The organism is Streptomyces sp. NPDC096311 (assembly GCF_044763085.1).
GTDB lineage: Bacteria > Actinomycetota > Actinomycetes > Streptomycetales > Streptomycetaceae > Streptomyces.
Genome location: NZ_JBIWFN010000017.1, coordinates 140,111 through 166,639 on the forward strand (window position 1 = coordinate 140,111; position 26,529 = coordinate 166,639).

At 70.9% G+C, this 26,529-nt stretch carries 24 protein-coding genes; 16 read left to right on the top strand and 8 right to left on the bottom strand.

From position 1 onward, the window contains the following. Positions 1-49: 49 nt before the first annotated feature. A complete protein-coding gene (locus tag ACIRA5_RS36475) occupies positions 50-1,228 on the top strand; it encodes a 4-hydroxybenzoate 3-monooxygenase (RefSeq protein WP_403698325.1) in 1,179 nt (392 codons plus the stop codon). A gap of 37 nt (positions 1,229-1,265) precedes the next feature. Beyond that, entirely contained in the window at positions 1,266-2,702 is a 1,437-nt protein-coding gene (locus ACIRA5_RS36480; protein WP_403698327.1) for a benzaldehyde dehydrogenase, read from the top strand. 43 nt (positions 2,703-2,745) lie between these two features. On the opposite strand, the gene trxA is transcribed toward ACIRA5_RS36480, so the two are convergent. Further along, positions 2,746-3,132: a thioredoxin gene (gene trxA / locus ACIRA5_RS36485; RefSeq protein ID WP_054231635.1), complete on the bottom strand. Its 387-nt coding sequence runs from the start codon at positions 3,130-3,132 to the stop codon at positions 2,746-2,748. 135 nt (positions 3,133-3,267) lie between these two features. Between trxA and ACIRA5_RS36490 the strand changes: the two genes are divergently transcribed. After that, positions 3,268-4,701 (top strand): dihydrolipoyl dehydrogenase family protein, encoded by a 1,434-nt coding sequence (locus ACIRA5_RS36490; protein ID WP_403698329.1) that lies wholly within the window; start codon positions 3,268-3,270, stop codon positions 4,699-4,701. Between the two features lie 730 nt (positions 4,702-5,431). Here ACIRA5_RS36490 and ACIRA5_RS36495 read toward each other — a convergent pair. Next, positions 5,432-6,088 (bottom strand): peptide deformylase, encoded by a 657-nt coding sequence (locus tag ACIRA5_RS36495; protein WP_403698331.1) that lies wholly within the window; start codon positions 6,086-6,088, stop codon positions 5,432-5,434. A gap of 278 nt (positions 6,089-6,366) precedes the next feature. On the opposite strand from ACIRA5_RS36495, the gene ACIRA5_RS36500 reads away from it, so the two are divergent. From ACIRA5_RS36500 to ACIRA5_RS36520, 5 genes are all read left to right on the top strand, one after another. After that, entirely contained in the window at positions 6,367-7,773 is a 1,407-nt protein-coding gene (locus tag ACIRA5_RS36500) for a PepSY-associated TM helix domain-containing protein (RefSeq protein WP_403698332.1), read from the top strand. 31 nt (positions 7,774-7,804) lie between these two features. Further along, positions 7,805-8,272 carry a BlaI/MecI/CopY family transcriptional regulator gene (locus ACIRA5_RS36505; protein WP_403698334.1) on the top strand — a complete coding sequence of 156 codons (468 nt, stop codon included), beginning with the start codon at positions 7,805-7,807 and terminating at the stop codon, positions 8,270-8,272. Positions 8,273-8,278: 6 nt separating this feature from the next. Continuing rightward, positions 8,279-9,229, top strand: coding sequence for a M56 family metallopeptidase (locus ACIRA5_RS36510; protein WP_403698336.1), 951 nt, complete (start codon positions 8,279-8,281; stop codon positions 9,227-9,229). Positions 9,230-9,465: 236 nt separating this feature from the next. Continuing rightward, entirely contained in the window at positions 9,466-10,881 is a 1,416-nt protein-coding gene (locus tag ACIRA5_RS36515; RefSeq protein ID WP_403698338.1) for a hemolysin family protein, read from the top strand. After that, positions 10,878-11,897, top strand: coding sequence for a hemolysin family protein (locus ACIRA5_RS36520; protein ID WP_403698339.1), 1,020 nt, complete (start codon positions 10,878-10,880; stop codon positions 11,895-11,897). The genes ACIRA5_RS36515 and ACIRA5_RS36520 overlap by 4 nt, the downstream gene beginning before the upstream one ends. Before the next feature lie 172 nt (positions 11,898-12,069). On the opposite strand, the gene ACIRA5_RS36525 is transcribed toward ACIRA5_RS36520, so the two are convergent. The 3 genes from ACIRA5_RS36525 to ACIRA5_RS36535 form a co-directional block, all read right to left on the bottom strand. Beyond that, positions 12,070-12,417, bottom strand: a complete 348-nt coding sequence (locus ACIRA5_RS36525; RefSeq protein WP_403698341.1) for a tetratricopeptide repeat protein — start codon at positions 12,415-12,417, stop codon at positions 12,070-12,072. 70 nt (positions 12,418-12,487) lie between these two features. Then, the gene (locus tag ACIRA5_RS36530) at positions 12,488-12,928 is read right to left on the bottom strand and encodes a MarR family winged helix-turn-helix transcriptional regulator (protein ID WP_403698343.1); all 441 of its coding nucleotides are present in this window, start codon (positions 12,926-12,928) and stop codon (positions 12,488-12,490) included. A 2-nt stretch (positions 12,929-12,930) separates the two neighbouring features. Then, positions 12,931-13,437, bottom strand: a complete 507-nt coding sequence (locus tag ACIRA5_RS36535; RefSeq protein ID WP_403698344.1) for a MarR family winged helix-turn-helix transcriptional regulator — start codon at positions 13,435-13,437, stop codon at positions 12,931-12,933. Positions 13,438-13,635: 198 nt separating this feature from the next. Here ACIRA5_RS36535 and ACIRA5_RS36540 point away from each other — a divergent pair, with 198 nt between their 5' ends. Next, positions 13,636-14,601 (top strand): pirin family protein, encoded by a 966-nt coding sequence (locus tag ACIRA5_RS36540; RefSeq protein ID WP_403698346.1) that lies wholly within the window; start codon positions 13,636-13,638, stop codon positions 14,599-14,601. A gap of 392 nt (positions 14,602-14,993) precedes the next feature. Here ACIRA5_RS36540 and ACIRA5_RS36545 read toward each other — a convergent pair whose 3' ends face one another. Beyond that, positions 14,994-15,218 (bottom strand): hypothetical protein, encoded by a 225-nt coding sequence (locus ACIRA5_RS36545; RefSeq protein ID WP_403698348.1) that lies wholly within the window; start codon positions 15,216-15,218, stop codon positions 14,994-14,996. Positions 15,219-15,708: 490 nt separating this feature from the next. Continuing rightward, the gene (locus ACIRA5_RS36550; RefSeq protein ID WP_403698350.1) at positions 15,709-15,927 is read right to left on the bottom strand and encodes a hypothetical protein; all 219 of its coding nucleotides are present in this window, start codon (positions 15,925-15,927) and stop codon (positions 15,709-15,711) included. A gap of 24 nt (positions 15,928-15,951) precedes the next feature. Between ACIRA5_RS36550 and ACIRA5_RS36555 the strand changes: the two genes are divergently transcribed. The 3 genes from ACIRA5_RS36555 (at position 15,952) to ACIRA5_RS36565 (ending at position 19,388) form a co-directional block, all read left to right on the top strand. After that, a complete protein-coding gene (locus ACIRA5_RS36555; protein ID WP_403698352.1) occupies positions 15,952-16,218 on the top strand; it encodes a hypothetical protein in 267 nt (88 codons plus the stop codon). A 741-nt stretch (positions 16,219-16,959) separates the two neighbouring features. Then, entirely contained in the window at positions 16,960-18,132 is a 1,173-nt protein-coding gene (locus ACIRA5_RS36560) for a cupin domain-containing protein (RefSeq protein ID WP_403698354.1), read from the top strand. Beyond that, on the top strand, positions 18,129-19,388 hold the full coding sequence (locus tag ACIRA5_RS36565) for a flavin-dependent oxidoreductase (protein ID WP_403698356.1): 1,260 nt from the start codon (positions 18,129-18,131) through the stop codon (positions 19,386-19,388). The genes ACIRA5_RS36560 and ACIRA5_RS36565 overlap by 4 nt, the downstream gene beginning before the upstream one ends. 211 nt (positions 19,389-19,599) lie before the next feature. Here the strand turns inward: ACIRA5_RS36565 and ACIRA5_RS36570 are convergent, their stop codons facing one another. Continuing rightward, complete coding sequence (locus ACIRA5_RS36570; protein WP_403698358.1) at positions 19,600-20,490, bottom strand: fumarylacetoacetate hydrolase family protein; 891 nt, start codon at positions 20,488-20,490, stop codon at positions 19,600-19,602. Positions 20,491-20,571: 81 nt separating this feature from the next. On the opposite strand from ACIRA5_RS36570, the gene ACIRA5_RS36575 reads away from it, so the two are divergent. From ACIRA5_RS36575 to ACIRA5_RS36590, 4 genes are all read left to right on the top strand, one after another. Next, the gene (locus tag ACIRA5_RS36575; RefSeq protein WP_403698360.1) at positions 20,572-21,348 is read left to right on the top strand and encodes a GntR family transcriptional regulator; all 777 of its coding nucleotides are present in this window, start codon (positions 20,572-20,574) and stop codon (positions 21,346-21,348) included. Between the two features lie 120 nt (positions 21,349-21,468). Beyond that, positions 21,469-23,790: an ATP-binding protein gene (locus tag ACIRA5_RS36580; RefSeq protein ID WP_403698362.1), complete on the top strand. Its 2,322-nt coding sequence runs from the start codon at positions 21,469-21,471 to the stop codon at positions 23,788-23,790. A gap of 94 nt (positions 23,791-23,884) precedes the next feature. Then, entirely contained in the window at positions 23,885-25,348 is a 1,464-nt protein-coding gene (locus tag ACIRA5_RS36585; RefSeq protein ID WP_403698364.1) for an aldehyde dehydrogenase family protein, read from the top strand. Between the two features lie 28 nt (positions 25,349-25,376). Beyond that, on the top strand, positions 25,377-26,483 hold the full coding sequence (locus ACIRA5_RS36590) for an NAD(P)-dependent alcohol dehydrogenase (RefSeq protein ID WP_403698366.1): 1,107 nt from the start codon (positions 25,377-25,379) through the stop codon (positions 26,481-26,483). Positions 26,484-26,529: the final 46 nt, after the last annotated feature.

Below are 26,529 nucleotides of genomic sequence, written 5' to 3' on the forward strand. Positions count from 1 at the left end.
GCGACCCGTTCGGACCGGATGTGGGCTGATCAGGTACGGGAGGCGCGCCATGCGGACCACGGTCGGCATCATCGGCGGCGGCCCCGCCGGGCTTCTGCTGGCCCGGCTGCTGCACCGCGAGGGCATCGACTGCGCCGTGCTGGAGAGCAGGTCGCGCGCCCACGTCGAGCACCGCCAGCGCGCCGGGATGCTGGAGCAGGGCACGGTCGACGCCCTGCGCGCGTGCGCAGCCGCCGACCGGCTGGACGCCGAGGGCCTGATCCACCACGGCATCGAGCTGCGCTTCGACCGCGAGCGCCACCACATCGACTTTCCCGCCCTCACCGGTGGCCGTACCGTCACGATCTATGCCCAGACGGAGATCGTGAGGGACCTGATCGCCCTCCAACTTGCCGCCGGGCCACCGCTGTTGTTCGAGGCCGAGGCCCTGGCGGTCGAGCGCCCGGAGAGCGACGCGCCGGTCGTGCGCTTTGTGCACGAAGGCCGTGAACAGGCCCTGAGCTGTGCCTACGTGGTGGGCTGCGACGGCTACCACGGCATCTCCCGGAACGCCTTTCCCGCCGACCGGAGCCGCACGTACGCGCACGACTACCCGTACTCCTGGCTCGGGATCCTCGCCGATGTGCCGCCCTCGGGCGAGGAGTTGATCTACGCGCGCGGTGCCGGCGGCTTCGCTCTGCACAGCATGCGCTCGCCGACCGTCTCCCGGCTGTACTTACAGGTCCCGAACGGTACCGACGTCGCCGACTGGCCCGACGAGCGCGTCTGGGACGAACTCGCCGCGCGCTTCGCGGTCGACGGCGACTGGCGCCTGGGACGCGGCCCCGTCTCCTCCAAGTCGGTCACGCCGATGCGGAGTTACGTCCACGAGCCGATGAGTCACGGCCGGCTCTTCCTCGCGGGGGACGCCGCGCACATCGTGCCGCCGACCGGGGCCAAGGGGCTCAACCTCGCCGTCTCCGACGTACGGGTGCTGGCCCGCGGACTCATCGAGTCGCATCGCACGGGATCGAGCCAACTTCTCGACCACTACTCGGACTTGTGCCTCGAGCGGGTATGGCAGGCCACCCGCTTCTCGTACGACATGACTAGGATGTTGCACGCTCAACCAAATGGGGATGTCTTCGACCACCGGATTCAGCTCGCCCGGCTGCGCCGGATCACGGCATCCCGCCACGCGGCCGCCGAACTGGCCGCGAACTACACGGGACTGCCGCTGGGACCATGAGTCCCGGCGGTGAACAGTGAACGATCGGAGAGCCGACATGCCGCTGCTCGACCCCAAGACCTGGCAGTCCCGCACCCTGGCGGGCGGTGAGTACGCCGTCACCGAACCCGCCACCGGCGAGACGCTGGCCACGGTCACGCTCGCCGCCGCCGAGGATGTCGCCACGGTCGCGCGGGACGCCCGAGCCGCCCAGGCGGAGTGGGCGAAGGCACCGCACTTCGTGCGTGCGGCCGTGCTGCGCAGGGCCGGTGACCTGTTCGCCGCCCACGCCGACGAACTGCGCGAATGGATCGTGCGCGAGTCCGGCTCGATCCCGGGCAAGGCCGACTTCGAACTGCACGTCGCGGCCCAGGAGTGCTACGAGGCCGCCGCCCTGGCCTCCCGCCCCGGCGGTCAGATCCTCCCCTCCGAGGCGCCGCGTCTGTCCTACACCCGACGTGTCCCGGTCGGTGTGGTGGGCGTGATCTCCCCGTTCAACGCCCCGCTGATCCTCTCGATCCGCTCGGTGGCCCCGGCGCTCGCGCTCGGCAACGCCGTCGTCCTGAAGCCGGACCCGCGCACCGCCGTCTGCGGCGGACTCGCGCTCGCCGCCGTCTTCGCCGAGGCGGGGCTCCCGGAGGGCCTGCTGCACGTTGTGCCCGGCGGTCCGGAAGCGGGCCGGGCGCTGGTCGCCGACCCGAACGTACCCGTGATCTCCTTCACCGGCTCGACCGCCGCCGGACGCGCGGTGGGCGAGGCGGCGGGCCGCCTCCTCAAGCGCGCCCACCTGGAGTTGGGCGGCAACTCGGCGCTGATCGTCCTGGAGGACGCCGACATCGACGCGGTGATCTCCACGGCCGCGTGGGGCTCGTTCTTCCACCAGGGCCAGATCTGCATGACGACGGGCCGCCACCTCGTCCACGCCTCCCTCTACGAGGAGTACGTCGAGCGGCTCGCCGCCAAGGCCGACTCGCTCGCCGTCGGCGACCCGCACCGTGAGCAGGTGCACCTCGGGCCCATCATCGACAGCGCCCAACTTGCCAAGATCCAGGGGCTGGTGGAGTCCAGTGCGGCGCGCGGCGCGAAGCTCGCGGCCGGCGGCACGCACGAGGGGCTCTTCTACCGTCCGACGGTCCTCACGGGAGTCGACGACACGACGCCCGCGTACGCCGAGGAGGTCTTCGGCCCGGTAGCGCCCGTACGATCGTTCGCGGACGCCGACGAGGCCGCGGCCCTCGCCGCCGCCGGACCCTACGGCCTCTCCCTGGGCATCGTCACCCGGGACATCGCGCGCGGCCTGGACCTGGCCGAGCGCATCCCGACCGGGATCGCCCACATCAACGACCAGACCGTCAACGACGAGGCCGTCGCCCCCTTCGGCGGGATCGCCGCCTCCGGCACCGGCGCCCGCTTCGGCGGTGAGGCCAACCTGGAGGCCTTCACCGACGTGCGCTGGACGACGGTGCGAGGAGATGTGGCGCCGTACCCGTTCTGACGGAAGGGTTGTGCGGGGCTTACTCGGCTGCGGCCCGGTGGACCTACTCGCCCTGCGGAGCCTGCTTGGCCTGCTGCTCCGCGATGGACTTGCGGACCTCGTCCATGTCCAGCTTCCGGGCCTGTCCGATGACGTCCGTCAAGGCGGCCTCGGGCAGTGCCCCGGGCTGGGCGAAGATCGCGACCTGGTCGCGGACGATCATCAGCGTCGGGATCGACTGGATGTCGAAGGCGGCGGCCAGCTCGGGCTGGGCCTCCGTGTCGACCTTCGCGAACACCAGGTCGGGGTTGGCCTCCGCGGCCTTCTCGTAGACCGGGGCGAACTGACGGCACGGCCCGCACCAGGAGGCCCAGAAGTCGATCAGGACGAACTCGTTGTCCGTGACCGTCTGGTCGAAGTTCTCCTTGGTCAGCTCCATCGTGCTGCTCATGGCGTGACTACCTCTTCCTGATGTCGGGCCTCGGGCCTCTGGGCGAAGCCGGTGTGCACAACGCCACTCCTGAGCGGCGTATTCCGCGCACGTACCCGTGTGGCCTCCGGGCACGCCAACAACCAGACTGGGCCCATGACGGAAACGGAATCCATCGTGTACGACGTCGTGGTGCTCGGGGCCGGGCCCGTGGGGGAGAACGTCGCCGACCGCGCCCGCGCGGCCGGCCTCTCCACCGCGGTCGTGGAGAGCGAACTGGTCGGCGGTGAGTGCTCGTACTGGGCCTGCATGCCCAGCAAGGCTCTCCTGCGCCCGGTCATCGCCCGCGCCGATGCCCGCCACGTGCCCGGCCTCAGCCAGGCGGTGCAGGGCCCCCTCGACGTCCCCGCGGTCCTCGCCCACCGCGACTACTACACCTCCCACTGGAAGGACGACGGACAGGTCGGCTGGCTGGACGGCGTCGGCGCCGTCCTGTACCGCGGACACGGGCGCCTCGCCGGGCCGCGCAAGGTGACCGTCGACGGGCCGGACGGCGAGCGGCAGGTGCTCACGGCCCGGCACGCAGTCGCCGTCTGCACCGGCACCCGCGCCCTGCTCCCCGACCTGCCGGGGCTCGACCAGGTCCGGCCCTGGACCAGCCGTGAGGCCACCAGCGCGCACGAGGTGCCGGGCCGGCTCATCGTGGTGGGGGGCGGTGTCGTCGCCGTCGAGATGGCCACGGCCTGGCAGGCGTTCGGCTCCCAGGTCACCGTCCTCGTCCGCGGCAAGGGACTGCTGCCCCGCATGGAGCCCTTCGCCGGTGAGCTGGTCGCCGAGTCGCTGAAGGAGGCGGGCGTGGACGTCCGCACCGGTACCTCGGTGACCGCGGTGACGCGCGAGGGCTCCACCGTGGTGGCCGTCACCGACACCGGCGACCGCATCGAGGCCGACGAGATCCTCTTCGCCACCGGGCGTGTGCCCCGCACCGAAGACCTCGGCCTCGACACGATCGGCCTCGAGCCGGGCTCCTGGCTCGACGTCGACGACAGCCTGCGGGTCACCGGCAGCGACTGGCTGTACGCGGTCGGCGACGTGAACCACCGCGCGCTCCTCACCCACCAGGGCAAGTACCAGGCCCGGATCGCGGGCGCCGCCATCGCCGCCCGTGCCGCCGGGGTGCCCCTCCTGGAGACCGATCCCTGGGGCGCGCACTCGGCGACCGCCGACCACGGGGCCGTACCCCAGGTCGTCTTCACCAACCCGGAGGCCGCGGCCGTCGGCCTCTCCCTCGCCGAGGCCGAGCGCGCGGGCCTGCGCGTCCGCGCCGTCGACGTCGACATGTCCTCCGTGGCGGGCGCGGGCCTGTACGCGGACGGCTACCGCGGCAAGGCCCGCATGGTCGTCGACATCAACCGCGAGATCCTGGTGGGCCTCACCTTGGTCGGCCCCGGCGTGGGTGAACTGATCCACTCGGCGACGATCGCCATCGCCGGCGAGGTCCCGATCAGCCGCCTGTGGCACGCGGTCCCGTCGTACCCGACGGTGAGCGAGGTGTGGCTGCGGCTGCTGGAGATGTACCGGGACGCGTAGCCGCCGCCGGTCGTTCGGGTACGGCCGCCTGAGATCGGCGCGCCGGCACCGGCCGTTGGCACGTCGGCGGCTTGGGCACCGAGGGCGTGGGCCCCGGCCCTCCGGGACCGACCGGCCGCGTTCACCCGTTCGGCGCCCGCCACTTGGGTTCTGGCGGCACTTGGGTTCCGGCGGCGACCTTGGGGTTCGTGGCTTCAGGGTTCGGTCGACCTGGGTTCGACCGCGTCGGGGCGCGGCGTCCGGGATTGAAGGGTTGGGCCCGGTCGTTGGGGCGGCCGGGGCATGGCGGAGGTTCGGGTCCCCGGCGGTTTCGGGTTCGGCCGGCTGAGGTTGACCGGCTGGGTCGGCCGTTCGGGGCTCGGCCCCCGGACATGGAGCCTTGGGAGCCAGGGATGGATGGGCCGACGGTGGCCGTCCGAGCCTCGGCGGCTCCAGGCCCGCGCCGTCCGAGGCGGCGCCGCTGGGGCCGACGGGTCCGGCCACTCGGGCTGCGGACCGATACCGCTCGGGCTCCGGACCGGTTCGGGCCCGGGCTTTCCGGGTCCGGCCGCCGACGTCCCGACCGGCGGTTTCAGCCGGGCCGGCCGCGGCACCGCGCCTGGCGTCGGCCCCGGAGAGCGTCCCGGCTCAGGCAGGTCGGTCGCGCCCGGACCGTCGGAGCCGCCCACACGGCCGCACCCCTCACTCCCGTCGCGACACCCTTCGCCCCAGGGCTCCGCGGCGCGCATCCTCAGTCGGGCAGGGCGAAGCCCAGTGCGGCGGCGGCCTCCGCAGGCGTCGGCTGCGTCCAGCGCTCCGCCATCACCTGGTTGGAAGACAGCGAGCGCAACTCGGCACGGTCGAGGTAAAGCATGCCGTCCAGGTGATCCGTCTCGTGCTGGACGATCCGCGCGGGCCACCCCGTGAACACCTCGTCGATCGCCCGGCCCCGCTCGTCCAGAGCCGTCAGCCGCACCTCGGCGTGCCGGGCCACCACGGCCTGCCACCCCGGCATGCTCAGACACCCCTCGAAGAACGCGGCCCGTCCCGCGCCCACCCCCTCGTACGACGGGTTCACCAGCACCCGGAACGGCTGCGGCACCCGCCCGCGCACCCCCCGCACCTCCTCGGGGACCGGCGCCGGATCCTCGATGACCGCGATCCGCAGGGGCACGCCGACCTGCGGTGCCGCGAGACCGACGCCCGGCGCCGCGTGCATGGTGGCGCGCAGCGCGGCGACGAAGCGGGTCAGGAGCCCCGGGTCGAGCTGGCCGGCGAAGGGCTCGGCGGGGCGGCGCAGCACCGGGTCCCCGGCGGCGACGATGGGCAACGGGCCTTCATGGTCGAGGAGTTCCTCGACCAGCTCGCTCAGGGGGCGGGAGGCGCTGGGGTCACGTTCGGATGCCATCGCGCCAGGATGCCAAGACCGATCGCGCCAAGCGAGGCGGCGCCAGGGGTGGCTGCCGGATCCCCGCACGCCCGTACGTGTGACTCAGGCCACACGGCGCCCCGGGAACTCGACGCCTCCGCGCCCCGACTTCTGGACCACCGCGGACCACCAAGGACCACTCCGGGCCGGGAGTCCAACTCCCCGGCCCACGACCCGAGTCCATCCCCGTCCCGTCCCTACTCCTGTCCCCGCTTCTGCCCGCATTCCCCTCACCGTCCGACCGGAGAAGCCCACCCATGTCCACCGCTCCCACGACCACGACGGACGAGTCCCCCAAACCCGTCGCCCCGGCCCCCACCCGAAGGGCGGCCCTGCGCCCCCTGATCCTGCGCCTGCACTTCTACGCGGGCATACTCGTCGCCCCGTTCCTGCTGGTCGCGGCCCTGACCGGCTTCCTGTACGCCGCCTCGTACCAGGCCGAGAAGATCGTGTACGCGCATGAGCTGACCGTCCCGGTCGGCAACGACAAGCTGCCGCTGTCCCAGCAGGTGGCCGCCGCCCGCAAGGCACACCCGCAGGGCGCGGTCTCCGCCGTACGACCGTCGCCGCGGGCGGACGCGACGACCAGGGTGCTGCTCTCGGGCGTCCCCGGCGTCGGCGAGGGGCACACGCTCGCGGTGTTCGTCGACCCGTACACCGCGAAGGTGCGCGGCTCGCTGGAGCAGTACGGCGCCACCGGCGCGCTCCCGCTGCGCACCTGGATCGACGAACTCCACCGTGACCTGCACCTCGGCGAGAACGGACGGCTCTACAGCGAACTCGCCGCGAGCTGGCTGTGGGTCATCGCGGCCGGTGGGCTGGTGCTGTGGTTCGGCCGGCGGCGAGCCCAGCGCAAGGTGCGGGGCACGTCCGGGCGCCGTCGCACCCTCGGGCTGCACGGCACCGTCGGTGTGTGGGCGGCGGCCGGGTTCTTCTTCCTGTCGGCGACCGGACTCACCTGGTCGACCTACGCCGGCGCCCACATCGACGAACTCAGGACCTCGCTCGGCCAGGCGACCCCCTCGGTGTCCGCGTCGGTGGCGGCCGGCGGTGAGCACGCGGGCCACACCGGCACGGGGTCCGGCGGCACCACGGCCTCGACCACGCCCCAGGACCTCGACAAGATCCTCACGGCCGCTCGCGCGGAGGGTCTCGGTGACCCCGTCGAGATCGTCGTACCCGCCGACGCCTCCACGGCGTACGTGGTCAAGCAGGTCCAGCGCAGCTGGCCCGAGAAGCAGGACTCCGTCGCCGTGGACCCGACGACGGGCAAGGTCACCGACGAACTCCACTTCGCCGACTACCCGTTGCTCGCCAAACTGACGCGCTGGGGCATCGACGCCCACAGCGGCGTCCTCTTCGGCCTGGTCAATCAGATCGCCCTGATGGCCCTCGCGCTCTGCCTGGTCCTGCTGATCGTGTGGGGCTACCGCATGTGGTGGCTGCGCGGCCGTGCCTCCGCGTTCGGCCGCCCCATCCCGCGCGGGGCCTGGCAGCAGGTCCCGCCGCAGGTTCTCGTCCCGCTCATGGCGGCCGTCGCCGTGCTCGGTTACTTCGTTCCGCTCCTCGGCATCCCGCTCGCGGTGTTCGTCGCCGTGGACGTCGTGCTCGGCGAGATGGCGTACCGCCGTGGCAAGCGCACCCAGGGAGGCCAGGTAGCGTGATCGGGTAAGGGAACGCCGGAGGGAGACGGACATGGCGCAGCGCGACCGCGAGGACCCGCACCGGCCTTCCAGGCGCCGCGGGCAGGGCGAGTTGGAGAGCCAGGTGCTCGGTGCGCTGCGCGAGGCGGAGGCTCCGGTGACCGCCGCCTGGGTGCAGGAACGACTCGGCGGCGACCTCGCCTATACCACCGTCGTCACCATCCTGACCCGGCTGCTCGCCAAAGACGCGGTGGCCCGCGAACGACGCGGACGCTCCTTCGTGTGGCGGCCCACCGCCGACGTCGCGGGCCTGGCCGCTCTCAAGATGCGCCGGCTTCTCGACGGCGAGAGCGACCGCGAGGCCGTCCTCGCCAGCTTCGTCACCGCGCTGCCGCCGGACGACGAACAGGTCCTGCGCGCGCTCCTGGAGACGGCCCACGCGACGGACGGGGCGGATGCGACGGGCAGGACCGATGTGGTGGGTGGGGCCGACGGGGTGCCCGACCGTACGGAAGACTGACGTCTCATGGGGGTCTTCGTCTTTCTGCCGCTCGTCCTTCCACTCAGTGCCTGGCCGGTGGCACGCCTCGCCGAACTGCGTCTGCATCCGCGTACGGCCACCCGGCTGCTGACGGTGGTCGCCACCGTCATGGCTCTGTGCAGCACACTCTGCCTGGCCCTGCTGATGGTCGTCGGGACCGCGCAGCTACCCGGCAACCCGCTCCCGGACGGCTGGTCCGACGCGGAGGTCCGCGCCGCCGTCCCGCACGACGAGATCGCGGGCAAGGCGGCGATCCCGGCCCTGGTCCTGGTCCTCGCGGTCTGCGCGCGCACCCTGTGGCGCCACCACCGGGTCGCCCAGCGCGCGCGGCGGGCACTCGCCGCACTGCCCAGCCGAACCGTGGTCGTACTCCCCGAGGTGAAGCCCTACGCCTACGCGCTCCCCGGCGGACGCCGCGACCGCGTGGTGGTCACCACGGCCCTGCTGCGCGGCCTCACCTCGCCCGAGCGCCGTGCCCTGTTCGCGCACGAGCGGGCCCACCTGGAGGCCGCTCACCACCGCCACCTGCTCGCCGTACGACTCGCGGCGCGCGCCAATCCGTTCCTGCGGCCGCTGCGTACGACCGTCGTCTACACCACGGAGCGGTGGGCGGACGAGGACGCGGCCCGGTCGGTGGGCAACCGCACGGTGGTGGCGCGGGCGATCGGCAAGGCGGCCCTGCTGTCGGGCGGGGGCCCGGCGCCGGCGTTCGCCACGTTCACCGGCTTCGCCGGATTCGCGTCCGCGGGTCCTGTGCCGCGCCGGGTCGCCGCCCTGCTGCGCCCCGCGCCGGCGGCCCGCAGCTGGCCGTCCGTGTTCACGTCCGTGGGGCTGGCCGCGTGGGGCGCCGCGGTCGGCACCCTCGTCTCCGCGATGTCGTCGGCGAACTCGGCCGTGACGATGGTCCTGATCCTGCACGCGGCCACGCCGCTCTAGACCGGCCACCACTCCTCCGTTGTTCCGCCATCACACCCCTCCAGGGGTTTCTACAGCCGCGTAGAAAGAACATGGGTGGCATGGGAACTCGTTTGCGAACAGAATCGTTTCCCAGGGACACACCGACTCCAGAGGAGCGCTTCCTTGTCCGCCAGACCGACGGACCCCCCGGGACACAGTCCCGAACCACCCCGCCTGATTTCTCTTGATCGCGGCACACAGCGGGGCGGTGTTCGATGAGTGCCGCACTCGGCCTGCTGGCCGTCCTCGTCCTGACCGCCGGCACCGGCTACTTCGTCGCCCAGGAGTTCGCGTACGTCGCCGCCGACCGCCTCGCGCTCGCGCGGGAAGCGGCAGCGGGCGACCGACAGGCCACGCGCGCCCTGAAGGTGCTGGAGCGGCTGTCCTTCATGCTGTCGGGCGCCCAGCTCGGCATCACCGTGACCGGTCTGGTCGTCGGTTTCCTCGCCGAGCCGTCCGTGTCCGCCCTGCTCGAGCCCGTCCTCACCGGGATCGGCATCCCGGACGGCGCGGTCACCGGCATCTCGGTGGTGCTGGCCTTCGTGTGCGCGACCGTGCTCCAGATGGTGCTGGGCGAACTGGCTCCCAAGAACCTGGCCCTGGCCGTCCCGGAGCGCCTCGCGAAGGCCCTGGCGGGCTCCACGCTCGCGTATCTGAAGGTCGTCGGCCCGGTCGTACGGCTTTTCGACGGCGCCGCCGACAAGCTGCTGCGCAAGGTCGGCATCGAGCCCGTCGAGGAGCTCCACCACGGCGCGACCCTCGAAGAACTCGGCCATCTCATCGGAGAGTCGCACCAGCACGGGCAGCTGCCGCGCGAGACCGCCGATCTCCTCGACCACGCCCTGGAGTTCTCCGACCGCACCCTCGACGAGGTGATGGTGCCGCGCGCCGACGCCGTCTTCGTCCGCAAGGACGCGACGGCCACGGAGGCCGTCCAGCTGATCGCCGAACACGGACACTCGAACTACCCCGTCCTCGGTGACCACCCGGACGACATCACCGCCGTCGTGGGCGTACGCGAGCTGATGCGGCTGCCCGCCGACCGGCTCACCCGCACGACGGCCGGCGCGCTCGGCCGCAGACCGCTGCTGCTGCCCGACACCCTGCCGCTGCCCGAGGCCGTGGCACAGATGCGGGCCTACGACGACGAGTTCGCCGTGGTCCTCGACGAGCACGGGGGCGTGGCGGGCGTCGTCACCTACGAGGACATCGCCGAGGAACTCGTCGGCGACATCGCGGACGAGACCGACACCGTCAAGGAGATCGCGGTCGCCGACGGCGAGGGCTGGCTCGTCGACGCCGGCCGCCGGCTGGACGAGGTGGCCGAGGCGACCGGCATCGACCTGCCCGAGGAGGACGACTACGACACGGTGGCGGGGCTGATCGTCGACCGCCTCGGCCGCTTCCCCGCCCTCGCGGACCGCGTCATCGTCGAACTGTCCGACGGAGGCCGCGTCTCGATCGACGTGCAGGCCCTGGACCGCCACGTACCGGAACGGGTCCGCCTGGAACGCCTGCCGACGACGGACCGTACGGACCGTACGGATGGCGTGGACGGTACGGGCGGTGTGGGCGGCACGGGCCGTGTCCACCGCATCCACCGTGTGGACAGTGCGGAGGAACAGGCATGAGTTTCTCGATGGCGCTCTTCGTGACCGTACTGCTGCTGATCGGCAGCGGGTTCTTCGTGGCCGCCGAGTTCGCGTTGGTCGCCGCCAAGCGGCACCGGCTGGAACAGGCCGCGGCGGCCGGGCAACGCGGTGCCAGGGCAGCACTGGCCGGAATGCGCGAGCTGTCACTGATGCTCGCGGGCGCCCAACTGGGCATCACCGTGTGCACGCTGGGCCTGGGCTCGGTGTCCAAGCCCGCGATCTCGCACGCACTCGACCCGTTGCTCCACAAGGCGGGCCTGCCCAGCGGTCTGAGCTACGGCGTGTCCTTCGCGCTCGCGATGTTCGTCGTCGTCTTCCTGCACATGGTGGTCGGCGAGATGGCCCCCAAGTCCTGGGCCATCGCGCACCCCGAGCGTTCCGCCATGCTGCTCACACCGCCCTTCCGGGCCCTGACCCGGGCGGTGCGTCCGTTGATCGTGGGGCTGAACAAGGTGAGCAACGCGCTGGTCCGGCTCTGCCGGGTCACTCCGCGCGACGAGCTGGCCTCGGTCCACAACCGTGAGCAACTCACCCACCTCGTCGAGGAGTCGGAGCGGCTCGGGCTGATCAGCAAGGAGGACTCCGAGCTGATCACCAGCTCTCTGACCGCACCGCAGCACCCGGTCGGCGACCTCCAGATCCCGGCCGAGCGGATCACCTCGGTCCCCGCCGACGCGGCGATCGACGCCGTGCTGGGCGTCGCCGGGGACAGCGACCGCACCCGCCTGCTGGTCCGCGACGGTGTCACGGTCCTCGGCTCGGTCCACGCCCGTGACGCCCTGGTCGCCCGCGCGCAGGGCCGGGCCGCGGTCGCCCGCGACCTGGCCCGCCCCGTCCCGCAGCTGTCACCGCACGACACGGTCGCCCACGCCGTCGAACAGCTGCGCCTGCACCGCGCCTCCCTCGCCGTCGTACGCGACGACACGGGGCGGCTGACCGGCCTGGTCAGCCTGGATGACCTGCTGGCACGGCTGATGGAGCCGCGCGCGGCGTGACAGGGCGGAGGCCGGGTGCCGTGGCTGTGGCCGGTCACCTCGATGACCGGCCACGGCGCTCCGGCACCCGGCCTCTTCGTCCTGCTCCCGGGGACGTTCACGCCCTCGGGCGACGTTCATGCCCTGGGGAGACGTTCACCTCCTCAGCGGGCGGTCGCACCCCCAGGGGCGGTCACACCTGCTCGAAGTCACCCGCGAGCGCGGAGGCGATGCGCAGGTGCGACTCGGCCTCGTCGTGACGCCCCTGGCGCTGGAGCGTGCGCCCCAGCATCAGCCGGGCGTACTGCTCCACCGGGTCACGCTCGACGAGCGCGCGCAGCTCGGTCTCAGCGCGGCGCAGTTGGGCCGAGTGGTAGTACGCGCGGGCCAGCAGCAGCCGCGGTCCGGTCTGCTCCGGCACCTCGTCCACAAGGCCGCCCAGAACGCGCGCCGCACCGGCGTAGTCCTTGGCGTCGAAGAACAGTTGCGCCCGCTCCCAGCGCTCCGCGGCCGTCCCCTGGTCGTAGTACTTCGTGTTCACTGCTGACCTCCTTCGCGTGCCAGAACCCCACCCGACGGTTGAATATTCCACTACCTCGGCCCCGTGGGCGTCATCCGCCGGCCAGCTCCGCGTTGGCCCGCTCCGTCACCAGGGTCAGCACGCGCCCTACCGTCGCCAGGTCCTCGGCCGGTATGCCCGCGTACAGCCGGGCCGCGATCTCGTTCCCGGCCGTGCGGATCTCTTCGAACACCTCACGGCCGTGCTCGGTGATCGACACCAGCGGGGCGTCCGTCTCCGCCAGGAGCTTCAGGGCCGTCATCTCCGCGATGGTCTCCTCGGCCACCGACTCCTCGATCTTCAGTGCCTCGGTCAGCCGGCCCACGAGCCGGTCGCGCTCGACGGTGCCGCCCTGGTCCGAGACGGCCCGCAGCGCCACCGACTGGTTGAAGGTGCTTCCGATACGGACCAGCGCGGCCTCCAGGGCCGCTCGGCTCGCGTAGTGGGCCAGTCCTACGACCTGGCCGCCGACCGGGGGAGTGGGAATGCTCATGGCTACTCCTCGTCAGGATGTGAAGGGAGATGTGTGTCGAGAGATGCATCGACCGGCGCATCGAGCGATACGTCGAGCAGGGTCGCCAGCTCGCGGCTGAACGCCTTCGTGCGCTCGCCGCCGAGTCCGCCGAGCGGTTCGAGAAGCTGCTCCAGCAGCCCCTGGACCACCCCGATCGCGCGCCGTGCGACCTCGCGTCCGTCCTCCGTGAGTGACAGCCGGATCGCACGCGGATCGGCGGGGTCCCGCGTCCGGTCGACGACACCGGCCGCCTCCAGGGCGCGGGCCAGCTTCGATACGTAGAGCGGTTCGAGTCCGGTGTGATCGGCGAGCTGGCGCTGGCTCGGCCGCCGCCCGGCCCTGTGCATCCCGTACAGCGACGCGACCAGCGAGTACTGGGCGTGAGTCAGACCCAGCGGCGCGACCGCCCGATCGACGGCCACGCGCCACTTGGTGGACAGGCGCCAGACGAGAAAGCCGGGGGTCGCGTGCTCGGATGTCGAACTCATGAGAAAAACTATACATGGCTACTATGTCCATGGCTACTATTTCGCGCTGTCCCGGGCCAACGCCCCATCGACCTCCGCCCGTAGCCCTGGGACCGCACCGACTCCGGCCCGAGTACCCCCGTCCGGGGGAGCCCGGGGGAGCCCAGGTGAGGGAGGACGGCCTGACGGACGGTGCCCGACGGGGCTAGGTTGTGGCCCATGAGCAATCTTGATCGCGAGGCAGTTCCCGCGCTGTGCGGTGGCCGCGGTTTCGTGGTGGCCGAGCCGGTGCGTGAACTCCTCAGTCCCCGTCGGGTCAAGCTCGGCGAGTCCACCGAAGTCCGCCGCCTGCTGCCCAACTTGGGCCGCCGCATGATCGGCGCGTGGTGCTTCGTCGATCACTACGGGCCCGACGACATCGCCGACGAGCCCGGTATGCAGGTCCCGCCGCACCCGCACATGGGACTCCAGACCGTCAGCTGGCTCCACGAGGGCGAGGTGCTGCACCGCGACTCCACGGGCAGCCTGCAGACGATCCGCCCGCGTGAACTGGGCCTCATGACGTCCGGAAGGGCCATCAGCCACTCCGAGGAGAGCCCGAAGTCGCACGCCCGCTTCCTGCACGGCGCGCAACTGTGGGTTGCCCTCCCCGACAGCCACCGCCACACCGACCCGCACTTCGAGCACCACGCCGAGCTGCCGCTCGTCACGGCCGCCGGCCTCAAGGCCACGCTCATCCTGGGCACCGTCGACGGCACGACCTCGCCCGGCACGACGTACACCCCGATCGTCGGTGCCGACCTGTCCCTCGCGAGCGGTGCCGACGTACGACTGCCACTGGAGCCCGACTTCGAGTACGCCGTCCTGTCCATGTCCGGCGAGGCGCACGTCGACGGCGTACCGATGGTCCCGGGCTCCATGCTCTACCTCGGCTGCGGTCGCACCGAACTCCCCCTGCGCGCCGAGTCGGACGCGTCCCTCATGCTCCTGGGCGGCGAGCCGTTCGAGGAGGAGCTGATCATGTGGTGGAACTTCATCGGACGGTCCAACGAGGACATCGCACAAGCCCGTTCGGACTGGATGACGGGCTCCCGGTTCGGTGAGGTGGTGGGGTACGACGGGGCTCCCCTGCCCGCTCCTGAACTCCCGCCCGTATCACTGAAACCACGCGGAAGGGTGCGCTGACCAGGGGTTCCAGCTCTAGTGCACGCCTCTCGCGGGACACGGCTGCCCCCGCTCGGCACTTGGCTTTTCCCGAGGGGCGATCGCTCCTCGGGAACACGTCGACGGACAACGCCACGTTCTCATGTCTGGCCATCTGTAGGCGGGTTTAGTCAGCCTCATGCTGACCCAATGCTGACTTTCCTGACGGGGCGTCAGCAGTATTGCGTTGGAGTTGCAGCTGTTGAAGCGCCCGCCCCGGAGCTGCCGCTCGCGTGTTGGCCAGGCCGATGCTGACTTTGGTGAGTTGCGCTGGCGCGAGGCGCTGCCAAGCGCCTGGGCAACGAAGGTGAGGAAGTCCGTGACGAGGGGGGCTTTGTGGGAATCCCCCAATGCCCCGGCGTGCCGCTGCTGCCCTACTCGCCCCTTGGGCGGACCGCCATGGGCAGGGTGTGGCTGTCATCGCCGACACCGGCGCCCTTGTGACCGGGCTCGGCGACCGCTTCGTCGTCCACGAAACCGATGTCCAGGCCCTCCGCCTCGTGCAGTGAGCCGTACAGATCACGCGTGAGCCGCTCCTGCCGCAGCGCGTCCCCGCCGGTTGGCACCACAAGGTGCCATCGACGCCCCCCGTCCTGCATTCGCCACTCCTTGCTGTCGGGCCGTTACGTGTGATGACTCTGGCATGAAGATGCCCCTGGCAATGACTCAACGGCCAGCCTCAGGGGCAGCATCCGGCCAGCCGTGAGCAACTGGCGTGCCGGTCAGCTGGGTAACAGTGCCGTGAGGTGTCGGCGCTTCCGGGGCAGCTCTGGCAGCAGACGCATCGCCATGATGGATCCGTCCGCACGGAGCGAAACAGGACCCGCCCACTCGTCCTGGCCCCGCAAAGCCCGCCACTTGGACCGCAGCGCGTACGCCTCGCGCCGGTACTGTTCCACGCGGCCGTCGCGCAGGTGGTCGAAGAGGCTTGTCTCGAGGCCCGAGAACGCCTCGACCCGGGTGCCGTTCAGCCGGAAGACGTGGTCGTGCCGACGAAGGTGAAGCCGCCGATCTCATGATCGATGGCCTGCACGATTCCCGTACCGGCATGGGTGAAGCCTTCGAAGTGACGGCGTCCCTGTCGCTCCGTCAGGTACCGGCGGTGGGTTGCCCGCCGCCCGTGAAGCCCATCAGGCCGGCTGCTCCTGCCCGGACGAGGGCGGTACGGAACCACGTGTAGTGGTCGGGCAACACCTGGAAGCCGCTCACGCGTTGTTCGTCCTCGTCGTCTTCGCCCGGTATGCGGACGTCGGGATAGATGTTCCGGTCGTCGAGGGCGTGGTCCGCGTCGGGGGCATCCGGAGGCACCGATAGCGAGCCACCGCCCGGGGAATGCAGCAAGTGGACGGTGATGCCGCCCTGCCGTTCTCGCTGGGGCACCGCACCGCGCTGGAGACATTCAAGGCGCCTGGTCTGCAGTGGACAGCGGTGAGCCGTGCGGGAGACTTCGCCCCGGACACGTCGCCCACCGGCGAATACACCCTCACCGAGGTCGGCGACCTGACCACTCGAATCACTCATGCTGACCACGCCCGGGCGCTGGTCGACTTGGCGGAGCGGTCCGGCTTGCGCGGAGAGCATCTCGAGGTGGCCCCGTAATCTCCCGGCGCGGCGGGATCCGTTGCTGGCAGGGAGGGGCAACGGTGACCCACCGCAACGCGCCCCCCTGCGAGGTCCCGGCCGACGTGAAGGAGCTTTCCGCTTACATCGCGGACGGTAAGCCCGCGCCGTTCATGGACCAGTACTGGCCGAACCCCAAGGTCCAGCAGACTCACCTCACCGGTGTTCAGGACCTCTTCTCCGGTCGCGCCAACCCCGAGGACGCGCTCGCGAAGATGGACAAGGACTACGCCTCGGGCAGCTGCCCCGCCCGTCCCGGCATACCAACCGACGAGCTTCCGTCGGCAAGCAACTCGACTCAGCGAATGTGCGACGCGAGTTCCGCAAGGCCAGCAAGGGTGTCGCAGGGATCGTCACGCAGCTCTCGGCTGTTTCCTTGGCCTGGCCGAGGCCGCAGAGGACGGTGTCGACGCCGAGAAACTGTACACCCCACCCCCTACCGCCTGCAGTTGACCGAGATCCGCATCGCATGACACGTCGCGGCCCACGAAGGTTCGGCATGCCGAAGTCAAGTGTATACAGTTCATCGCGATCACTCGGATCCACCTCGAGGGGGTCATGGCTCGAAGGGGCGGAAAATGGCACCTGAATGCGCTGCTGGAGGCGGCTTGAGGTCGAGACAGGTCGATGGTCGGCGTCTGAGGCAATTGACCTGTCGCGCTTCTCGTGCATACAGTCGCTCAAGGAAATAGTTGGCCAACCAACGGAGGCGAGCCGACCGTGGCAAGTGAAACGGAACCCGATGCCCTGAGTCCGAGTGACGTCGACACCGCCGAGGTGGCGTTCGACGAGCTCTGCGGGGCGCTGGCCGCTCGAGACCTCAAGGGTCTGTGGAGCAGGCCGCCGTTGCAGCCGGAGCCGAGGCCGATGACACGGGCCCATCTGTGGCGTTGGGACACGGTCGCCCCGCTGGCCAGGCAGGCGGGCAAGGTGCTCGATCTCGACAGTGGTGACGGACAGCGGCGGGCTCTGCAGTTCTGCAATCCCGGCCTGAAGGCCGGCACCACCGAGGCGCTGTTCGGGGCCTACCAGTATCTGGAGGCGGGCGAGACGGCGCCGGCCCACCGCCATTCCCCGGCGGCGGTCCGTTTCATGATGACCGGCTCGAGTGTCTACACCACGGTCGACGGGGACGCCTGCTGGATGGAGCCCGGCGACCTTGTGCTCACGCCGAACTGGGCCTGGCACGACCACAGCAATAAGAGCAACCAGCCGGCGATCTGGCTGGACGTGATCGACGTGGTCCTGGTCGCGACGCTGGAATCGGTGTTCTTCGAGGAGCATCCGGTGGGGATGCAGGAGCTGACCGGCCATGGCGTCTCGGAGCGCCGGTTCGCTGGCCCGGGTCTGCGGGGCGAGTCGGGGCCCGCCCACACGAAGCCGTACTCGCCGCTGATGCGCTACCCGTATGCGCAGACTGACGCCGCACTGGGGGCGCTCCACGAGCAGGACGGCGGGCAGAGCGTGACGGTGGAGTACACGAATCCGCTCACTGGCGGCCCCGCCATCCCGACCATCACCTGCCAGATGACGCGCATCTATCCCGGCGGTCTGACGGCGCCGCGCCGTCAGACCGGCGGCCAGATCCACACGGTGTTCCGCGGCCGCGGGCGCTCGGTGATCGGCGGGACCGAGTTCGAGTGGGGTCCCGGGGACGTCTTCGTCGTCCCGTCATGGGTCCCGGTCGAACACGAGGTGTCCGAGACGGCGGACCTCTTCATCGGCAGTGACAGGGCCGTACTGGAGGCCCTGCACCTCTACCGCGAGGAAGAGCTGGCCGAGCGGCAGGAGGTGATGGGCGCGTTCACGCCGAATACCGGAGGGGAGACTCCCGACCCGTCACTGCGCGTCGGCGCTCGGGCCGAGTCCCGCCTGGAAGGAGCGAACGGATGAAGGTGGCGATCGCCGGCGGTGGCATCGGCGGACTGACCACGGCGCTGATGTTGCACGGCGCCGGCTTCGATGTGACCGTCTACGAAGCGGTCCCCGAGCCGCGCCCGCTCGGCGTGGGCATCAACCTGCTGCCCCACGCCGTGAGCGAGCTGCGGCGGCTCGGGATCCTCGAGAGGCTGCTCCCACTGGGAGTCGCGACGGAGGAGCTTGCCTACGCCAACCGGCACGGCCAGTTCGTTTGGCGCGAACCCCGCGGACTCGCGGCCGGCTACCCGGTGCCGCAGCTCTCGATCCACCGGGGCAAGCTCCAGATGGCTCTGCTGGAGATCGCCCGGCAGCGTCTGGGCGAGGGCGCGGTGAAGACGGGCCGCAAGGTCACCGGCTTCGTGCCAGACAAGGGTGGTGCGGTCAGGTTCCACATGGAAGACAGCGGGACCGGTCGCTCGTACGACGAGAGGGCCGATGTACTGGTCGGGGCCGACGGCATCCACTCAGCCATCCGTGCCCAGCTGCATCCCGGGGACGGGACGCCCCGCTGGAGCGGTGAGCTCATGTGGCGCGGGACCACGATGGCGCCCCCCTTCCTCACCGGCAGGTCCATGACGCTGATCGGCACCCGTGGGTGCAAGGTCGTGGCCTATCCGCTCTCGGCGCCCGACGCGCACGGCAACGCGCTGATCAACTGGATCGCCGTACTCAACAACACCGCGCAGGGGTTGCCCGGCGCCGAGGACTGGAACCGCCCCGGGCGGCTGGAGGACTTCCTCCCCGAGTTCGCGGAGTGGTCGTTCCCGTGGCTGGACGTGGTGGAGCTGATGCGGGGTTCGGAGGGCACCTTCGTGTACCCGATGATCGACCGGGATCCGTTGCCCAATTGGACGTCGGGACGGACGACCCTGCTCGGAGACGCGGCCCACGCCATGTATCCGGTGGGATCGAACGGTGCATCCCAGGCGATCCTTGACGCCCGTGCGCTGACCCGCGCCCTGCTCGAAGAGGCCGACCCGAGCGTTGCGCTGGCGCGCTACGAGCAGGAGCGTCTGCCGGCCACGGCCGCCGTTGTCGCGGCCAATCGCAGGCAGGGAGCGGCCAGGATCCTCGATCTGGCCGAGGAGCGTGCTCCCGGCGGATTCGACGACGTCAGCGACGTGTTCGAACCCGGCGAGCGGGAAGCCATCGCTGCCGAGTACCAGCAGGTCGCAGGGTTCGCCGCGGCAGGCGTTGGCGCAGGCGGTGCCGGCGGCCCTCGGGGGTAGTGAGAACGGCCGGGGGAGTCTGCAGCGCGTCGGCGTAGGCGGGTCCTCCGGATACGGCGACAGCCCCCGTCCGCACCGTGCGATCGAGTCGCTCGGAGTGGACGGGGGCCGTTGCCGTTTGGTCTTTCACGCAGCGGCAAAAGCCGCGCGGCCGGGCGAACATCATCCTGTTCGCCCGGCCGCGTGAACCGCAGCCGAAGTCGGCCCGCCTTCAGCCGGCCGCCGAGATGACGGGGATCGTCAGCGTCGGCAGGTGGGAGACGGTCAGCGAGAGTTCGTCGCCTGGCGTCACCGGGCCGACCCCGTCGGGAGTGCCGCTGGCGATGATGTCGCCCGGTTCCAGCGTCATCGCGGCGGAGTACACCTCGATCAGGCGCGGCACGTCGTAGATCAGGTCGGCGACCCGGCCCGCCTGGCGGACCTTCCCGTTGAGGCTGAGCTCGATCTCCAGCTTCGCGGGGTCGGGGATCTCGTCCACCGTGACGATCGCCGGCCCCAGTGGCGTGAACGTGTCGAAGCTCTTACGGAACGGCCGGTCCTCCTGGCCGCGCAGGGTGACGTCCACGAGCGGGACGTATCCGAATACGTGGGCAAGCGCATCCGAGCGCGATACCCGTCGGGCGCGCCGGCCCATGACCACGCCCAGTTCGCCCTCGTAGTCGACGCGGCGTCCCGGGGCCGGATGCTCGATCGAACCGTCGGGTCCGACGATGGAGGAGGGGGCCTTGAGGAAGCCGACGTACGTCTCGATCGTCCCTGCGGTGCCGCTGGTGAACGCCCCCGCGGCGATCATTTCGTCCCGGTGGGGTCCGTGGTTGACGGGTGCGGCCACGATCTTGGTGGGCCGTGGCTGGGGCGCACGGAAGACGACGCCGGAGCGTGTGACGCCTGCGGTGGTCGCGGCGTCGCGGACTTCGGACTCCAGCTTCTCCCAGTCCTCGATCAGTGCGTTCATGCGATCCATGGGACGGACCGAGCCGTCGAGCGCGCTCGTCACGTCCACGATCGTGTCGTCGAGGCCCCATACACCCAGCCGGTAGTCGTCGAACAGGCTCAGCTTCATCGTGCTCCGCTCACCCGAGTTGATCGGGACCGTTCCCATGACTGCATACAGTTCATGGCGCTTCTTAGGGATTTTCCAGTGAATTTTCAGTAGTAGTGGCGCTACTGTATACTCTGCAAAGTGACTGATGGAACCCTGAATGGCCCTGCACGCGCGGGTACGTGGCTCGACGGCCTGACTCCGATCCCGCGCGAGGCGGGAGACCATGCCGCCAACGCGGCCCATGCCTACCTGCGCGCGCTGGTGCTGAACGGGACCGTCCCGCCGCACGCCGAGCTCAACCAGGTCGAGCTCGCGGAGCGCCTCGGCATCAGCCGCACCCCGGTGCGCGAGGCCGTACGCATGCTCCAGGAGGAAGGGCTGGTCGAGGCCGAGCCGTACAAGCGGGCGCGGGTCATCGGCTTCGAGGCGGCACAGTTCGAGTTCGTCTATGTGCAGCGGATCATGCTGGAGGGGCTTGCCGTCCGACTCACGGTGCCGTCGATGAGTGATGCGGATCGGCGCAACGTCCAGGGGCTGGTCGCCGAGCTGGCCCGCATGGCCGATGACGCCGGCCAGACTCCGGAATGGAACGACACGCACAACCGCTTCCACCTGGCACTGGTGACCGGAGCAGGGCCGCAGCTGCGGCGCAGCATCGAGGGCAACATGCAGCGCGCCGAGCACTACCGCCTGCAGTATCAGTACAGGGGTCCACGAGCGTCGCTTCGCCACCTCGGCGAGCACGAGCGCATCGCGGAGTTGTGTCAGGTGCGCGACGCGGCCGGTGCGGCGAACGAGCTCGCAGCCCACTTGGCGCGGACTGCGCTGTCAATGATCGGAGAACTCGCACCGCGCTACGACCCGGCCGCGGTGCGCGAGGCTCTGCGGCTGTTCCACGTGTCGGACATGACCTGACCTCTTGACGTATGAGGCTGTTCCACCGACGGTGTTTGGGCGGCCAAGCAATGGCCCGCGGCGGCCGGTCCCGGCGGTGGACGCAGCACGGATGCCGTTGAGTGATTGGATCTGGGCCGCATGATCGACCGAACATCCCCCGCAGGCGCGGGCAACCTGCCCGCCGCAGTCACGAGCTTCGTCGGCCGTCGTCAGGAGATCGGCGAGGTCCGCAAGCTCCTCGGGGCTGCCCGGCTGGTGACATTGACCGGAGTGGGCGGGGTCGGCAAGACGCGGTTGGCGATCGAGACCGGCGCCGAGGCGAGCAGCGCGTTCGCCGACGGCGTCTGGCTGGTCGACCTCGCACCCGTGCGCCAGCCGGAGCTGGTCGCGCAGGCCATTGTGACCTCGCTCGGGATTCCCGACCAGTCCACCCGGCCACCCGCCGAGCAACTCGTCGACCACCTAGCCCGGCGCCAGGCCCTGATCCTGCTGGACAACTGCGAGCATCTCGTCGACGCCTGCGCCGTGCTCACCGACCGGCTCCTGCGCGGCTGCGCACGGGTGAGGGTGCTCGCCACCAGCAGGCAGGTCCTGGGCATCGTAGGAGAACACGTCTACCAGGTGCCGCCGCTGTCGGTCCCCGAACCGGCCGACGCGCCTCCGGCAGAGGCCCTCGACCGGTACGAGTCCGTGCGCCTGTTGACGGACCGCGCGACGGCGATCAGGCCGGGCTTCGCGGTTTCCAACACCAACCATGCGGCGGTGGTGCGGCTCTGCGCCCGCCTCGACGGCATCCCGCTGGCGATCGAACTTGCCGCCTCTAGGCTGCGCTCACTGCCGCTGAGCGAGGTCGCCGACCGGCTGGAGGACCGCTTCGCCCTGCTCACCGGCGGCAGCCCCGCCGCACTTCCCCGGCAGCGCACCCTGCGCGCGCTGATCGACTGGAGCCACGAGCTCTGCTCGGCCGAAGAGAGACGGCTCTGGGCCCGCCTCTCCGTGTTCGCGGGTGGCTTCGACCTCGCCGCCGCCGAAGGCGTGTGCGCCGACGACCGGCTGCCACGCACGCAGATCATGGACCTTGTCGACCATCTGGTCGCGCAGTCGGTCGTACAGGCCGTGGAACACGACGGCCAAGTCCGCTACCGGATGCTCGAAACGATCCGCGAGTACGGCTGGGACCGGCTGGCGGCCTCCGGTGAGGACAAGGCGCTGCGCACCCGTCACCAGGAGTTCTTCGGTGACCTGGCTGACCGCATCGCCGCCACCTGGTACGGGCCCGGCCAGGAGGAGGGCCTGGCAAGACTCCGCGCGGACCACCGCAACCTGGCGGCGGCCCTGGAGTGGTCCATCAGCAACGGCCCGGCGAAACAGGCCCTGTCCCTGGTCGCGGCGCTGCGCCACCACTGGTGCGCCGACGGCTTCCTGAGCGAGGGCCGACGCTGGCTCGACCGGATACTCGACCTGCCTGGGCCACCACAGCCCGAGCGGACCACCGCACTGTGGGTGGCCGGCTGGGTCATGCTCCAGCAGGGCGACTACGACGGAGCCGAGGCCCGGCTGGCGGAATGCGAGAAGCTGGCCGCGGAACTCGGCGACGAGATGGCTCCGTACATGGCGCTCAGCCTGCGGGGAACCGCGGCGCTATTTCGCGGCCATCTGTCCGAGGCGCTCGACTGCTTCGAGGCCGCATCGGCCGGCCTCACCGGGATGGGACACACCGGCGGAACCCTCTTCACGGACTTCCAAGCCGCCATCGCGCACGCCCACGCCGGTGGCCAACGGGCGGCGGAGAAGGGCGAGCGCGCGATCGCCCTCAGCGAGGAGCTCGGCGAGCGCTGGACCCGCTCGTACGCGCTGTACGCCCTGGGCCTGCACGCCTGGGCCCACGGGGAGCTGGACTCGGCGAACGGGCTGGCCCGCGCCGGGCTGCAGATCCAGCGCGGGTTCAACGACCACGTCGGCACCGCCGTACTGATCGAACTACTCGCCTGGATCGCCGCGTCCAAGAAGGAGTTCGACCGCGCCGCCCGACTGCTCGGCGCGATCGGCTCGATCTGGCGCGCCATCGGCACCTCCCTGTCCGCCTTCGGTCCCCACTTGGACCACCACCACGCCCGCTGCGAGCGCCAGGTGCTGCATGCCCTGCGCGCCGAGGTCTGGGAGGCCGCGCTCACCGAGGGCGGGCGCATGGACCACGACCGGGCCATCGCCTACGCGCTCGACGGCCCCACCGCGACGCGGCCCGTCGTCGCACCCGCTGCGGCGGGCGAGGTGCTCACCCGGCGCGAGCACGAGGTGGCCGCCCTCGTGGCGGAGGGCCTGAGCAACCGGCAGATTGCCGAGTCGCTCGTACTGTCGCCCCGCACCGTCGACGGGCACGTCGAACGCATCCTGGCCAAGCTCGGGTTCGCCTCTCGCGCACAGGTGGCCGCCTGGGTGGCCGCCTCGGGTACCAGGTAGAACTACGGGTATAGCGGGTCGGGTGGTTCTGCCCGTGTCCATGGACCCCCTCTCTGGGTGACGCTCTGCGGCACACCAGGACGAGGAGGTCTTCATGGTGACGATGCAGCAGGCGCAGCCCCGAGTCGAGGTAGCACCGGGCAGCCTGTTCATTGACGGCCAGTGGGAACCGGCGACGGCGGGCGTCACCCGGGAACTGCTGGACCCGGCGACCGGCCAGGTCGCCACGACGGTCGCGGAAGCGGACGAGGCCGACGCCGCACGCGCGGTCGCCGCGGCCCACCGGGCCTTCGAGGAAGGGCCCTGGCCCCGCATGAGCCCGCGCGAGCGCGGCCGGATCCTGTTGCGCGCCGCCGACCTGCTGCGCCGGCGGGCCGAGGAGTTCGCCGAACTCGAGTCGTACGACGTCGGCAAGCCCCTCACCTTCACCCGGCGGGTGGACGTGCCGATGACGGTCGACACCTTCGAGTACTACGGCAGCCTCGTCGTCGGCATCGAGGGCGCCACGCGGACCACGGCCGCGCCCACGCTGGCCTACACCCGCCGTGAGCCGATCGGCGTGGTCGCCGCGATCACCCCCTTCAACTTCCCGCTCGTGCTGTCCAGTAAGAAGATCGCCGCCGCCCTGGCCGCCGGGAACACGGTCGTGCACAAGCCGGCCACGGAGACCCCGCTGACCGCGCTGCGGTTGGCGGAGGTGCTGCAGGACGCCGGCCTGCCGGACGGCGTGTTCAACGTCGTCACCGGGGACGTGGCGGCCGGCCGGGCACTGGTGCGCGACCCCCGGGTGGGCAAGGTGGCGTTCACCGGCTCCACCGCGGCAGGCAAGCAGGTCATCCGCGACGGGGCCGACACCATGACCAAGGTGACCGTCGAACTCGGCGGCAAGAGCGCGAACGTCGTCTTCGCCGACGCCGATCTCCAGGCCGCCGTGACCACCGCGGTGAAGGCCTTCACCTTCAACACCGGCCAGTTCTGCATGGCGGGCACCCGGCTGCTCGTCGAGCGGTCGGTGTACGAGGACGTGGTGAAGGGCGTGGCCGCCGGCCTCGCGCACGTGAAGATCGGCGACCCGTTCGCCGAGGACACCGTGATCGGGCCCATGGCCGGGCCCAACCACAAGGCCAAGGTCCTGTCCTACGTGGACTGCGCCCGGCTGGCGGGCGTCCGCGTCATCGGCGGCGACCACCCGGACGGACCCGGCTTCTATGTGGCACCCACCGTGCTCGCCGACGTCGACCAGAACTCGGCCTACGTCCAAGAGGAGATCTTCGGTCCGGTGCTGACGGTCCAGCCCTTCGACACCGAAGAGGAGGCCGTCCGGCTCGCCAACGGCACCCCGTACGGCCTCGCCGCCGGCCTCCAGACCCGCGACGTCTCCCGCGTCCACCGGGTCGCCGAGGCTCTGCAGGCGGGAACCGTGTGGGTCAACACCTGGGCCGCGATGGACCTTTCCATGCCGATCGGCGGCTACAAGCAGTCCGGGTACGGCCGCGAGAACGGCCCGGAGGGACTCGACGAGTACCTGCAGACCAAGTCGGTCGTCGTCGCCCTGTAGCCACCGGCCACGGAAAGGAAGGCACATCATGAGCACCGTCACAACAGCCGCTGTGGTCGAGCAGCCCGGGGCACCGTTCACCCTCACCGAGGTCGTCCTCGACGAACCGCGCGCCGACGAGGTTCTCGTACGGATGGTCGCCACGGGCCTGTGCCACAGCGACCTGGGCGCACAGGCCGGCAAGATCCCGTTCAAGCTGCCCGGCATCCTCGGCCACGAGGGCGCCGGAATCGTCGAGCGGGTCGGATCGTCGGTCACCAAGGTCAAGCCCGGCGACAAGGTGTTGCTCAGTTTCACGTCCTGCGGGCACTGCGCCGGCTGCCGCAACGGCCATCCCGCCCTGTGCGACACCTGGGTGCCGAATAACGTCGTCAAAGGCACGCGGGCCGACGGCAGTTCCACGGTTCAGCGCGACGGCGCGCCGATCGGTGGCCACTTCTTCGGCCAGTCCTCCTTCTCCCGGATCGCGCTCGCCGACGAGCGCAGCGTGGTGAAGGTGGACGCGGAAGCCGATCTCACGATGCTCGCCCCACTTGGCTGCGGGGTACAGACCGGCGTGGGCGCCGTCTGGAACGTGCTGGCACCCAAGCCCGGCGCGAGCCTGGCGGTGTTCGGCGCCGGCGCGGTCGGTCTGTCCGCGATCATGGCCGCGAGCCTGCTCCCGCTCGGTGACATCATCGCCGTCGACCGGGTGCCGGAGCGGCTGGAGCTCGCCCGCGGGCTCGGTGCCCGGCACACCGTCAACACCGTCGAGGTCGATCTCGCGACCGCGCTCGCGGAGATCACCGGCGGCCGCGGCGTCGACAACGCGGTGGACACCACCGGCCATCCCGCCGTCCTCCGTACCGCCGTCGACTCGCTCGCCGTGGGCGGGAGTTGTGCGGTGATCGGCGTGGCCGCCCCGGGCACCGAAGTGTCGCTGGAGATCCACGGCCTGCTGACGGGTAAGCGGATCCTCGGCGTGACGCTGGGCGACGGCGAACCACAGACCCTGCTGCCGCGCCTGGCCGCGCTGCACCAGCAGGGCAGACTGCCGCTGGAACGCCTCGTCCGGCACTACAAGCTGGAAGACCTCAACACGGCGGCGCACGACATGCACACCGGCATGACCGTCAAGCCCGTAGTGCTCTTCTGATTCCTCCGTGCCGCAATGGCCTCTGCAGACAGCAGCGGCACCACCC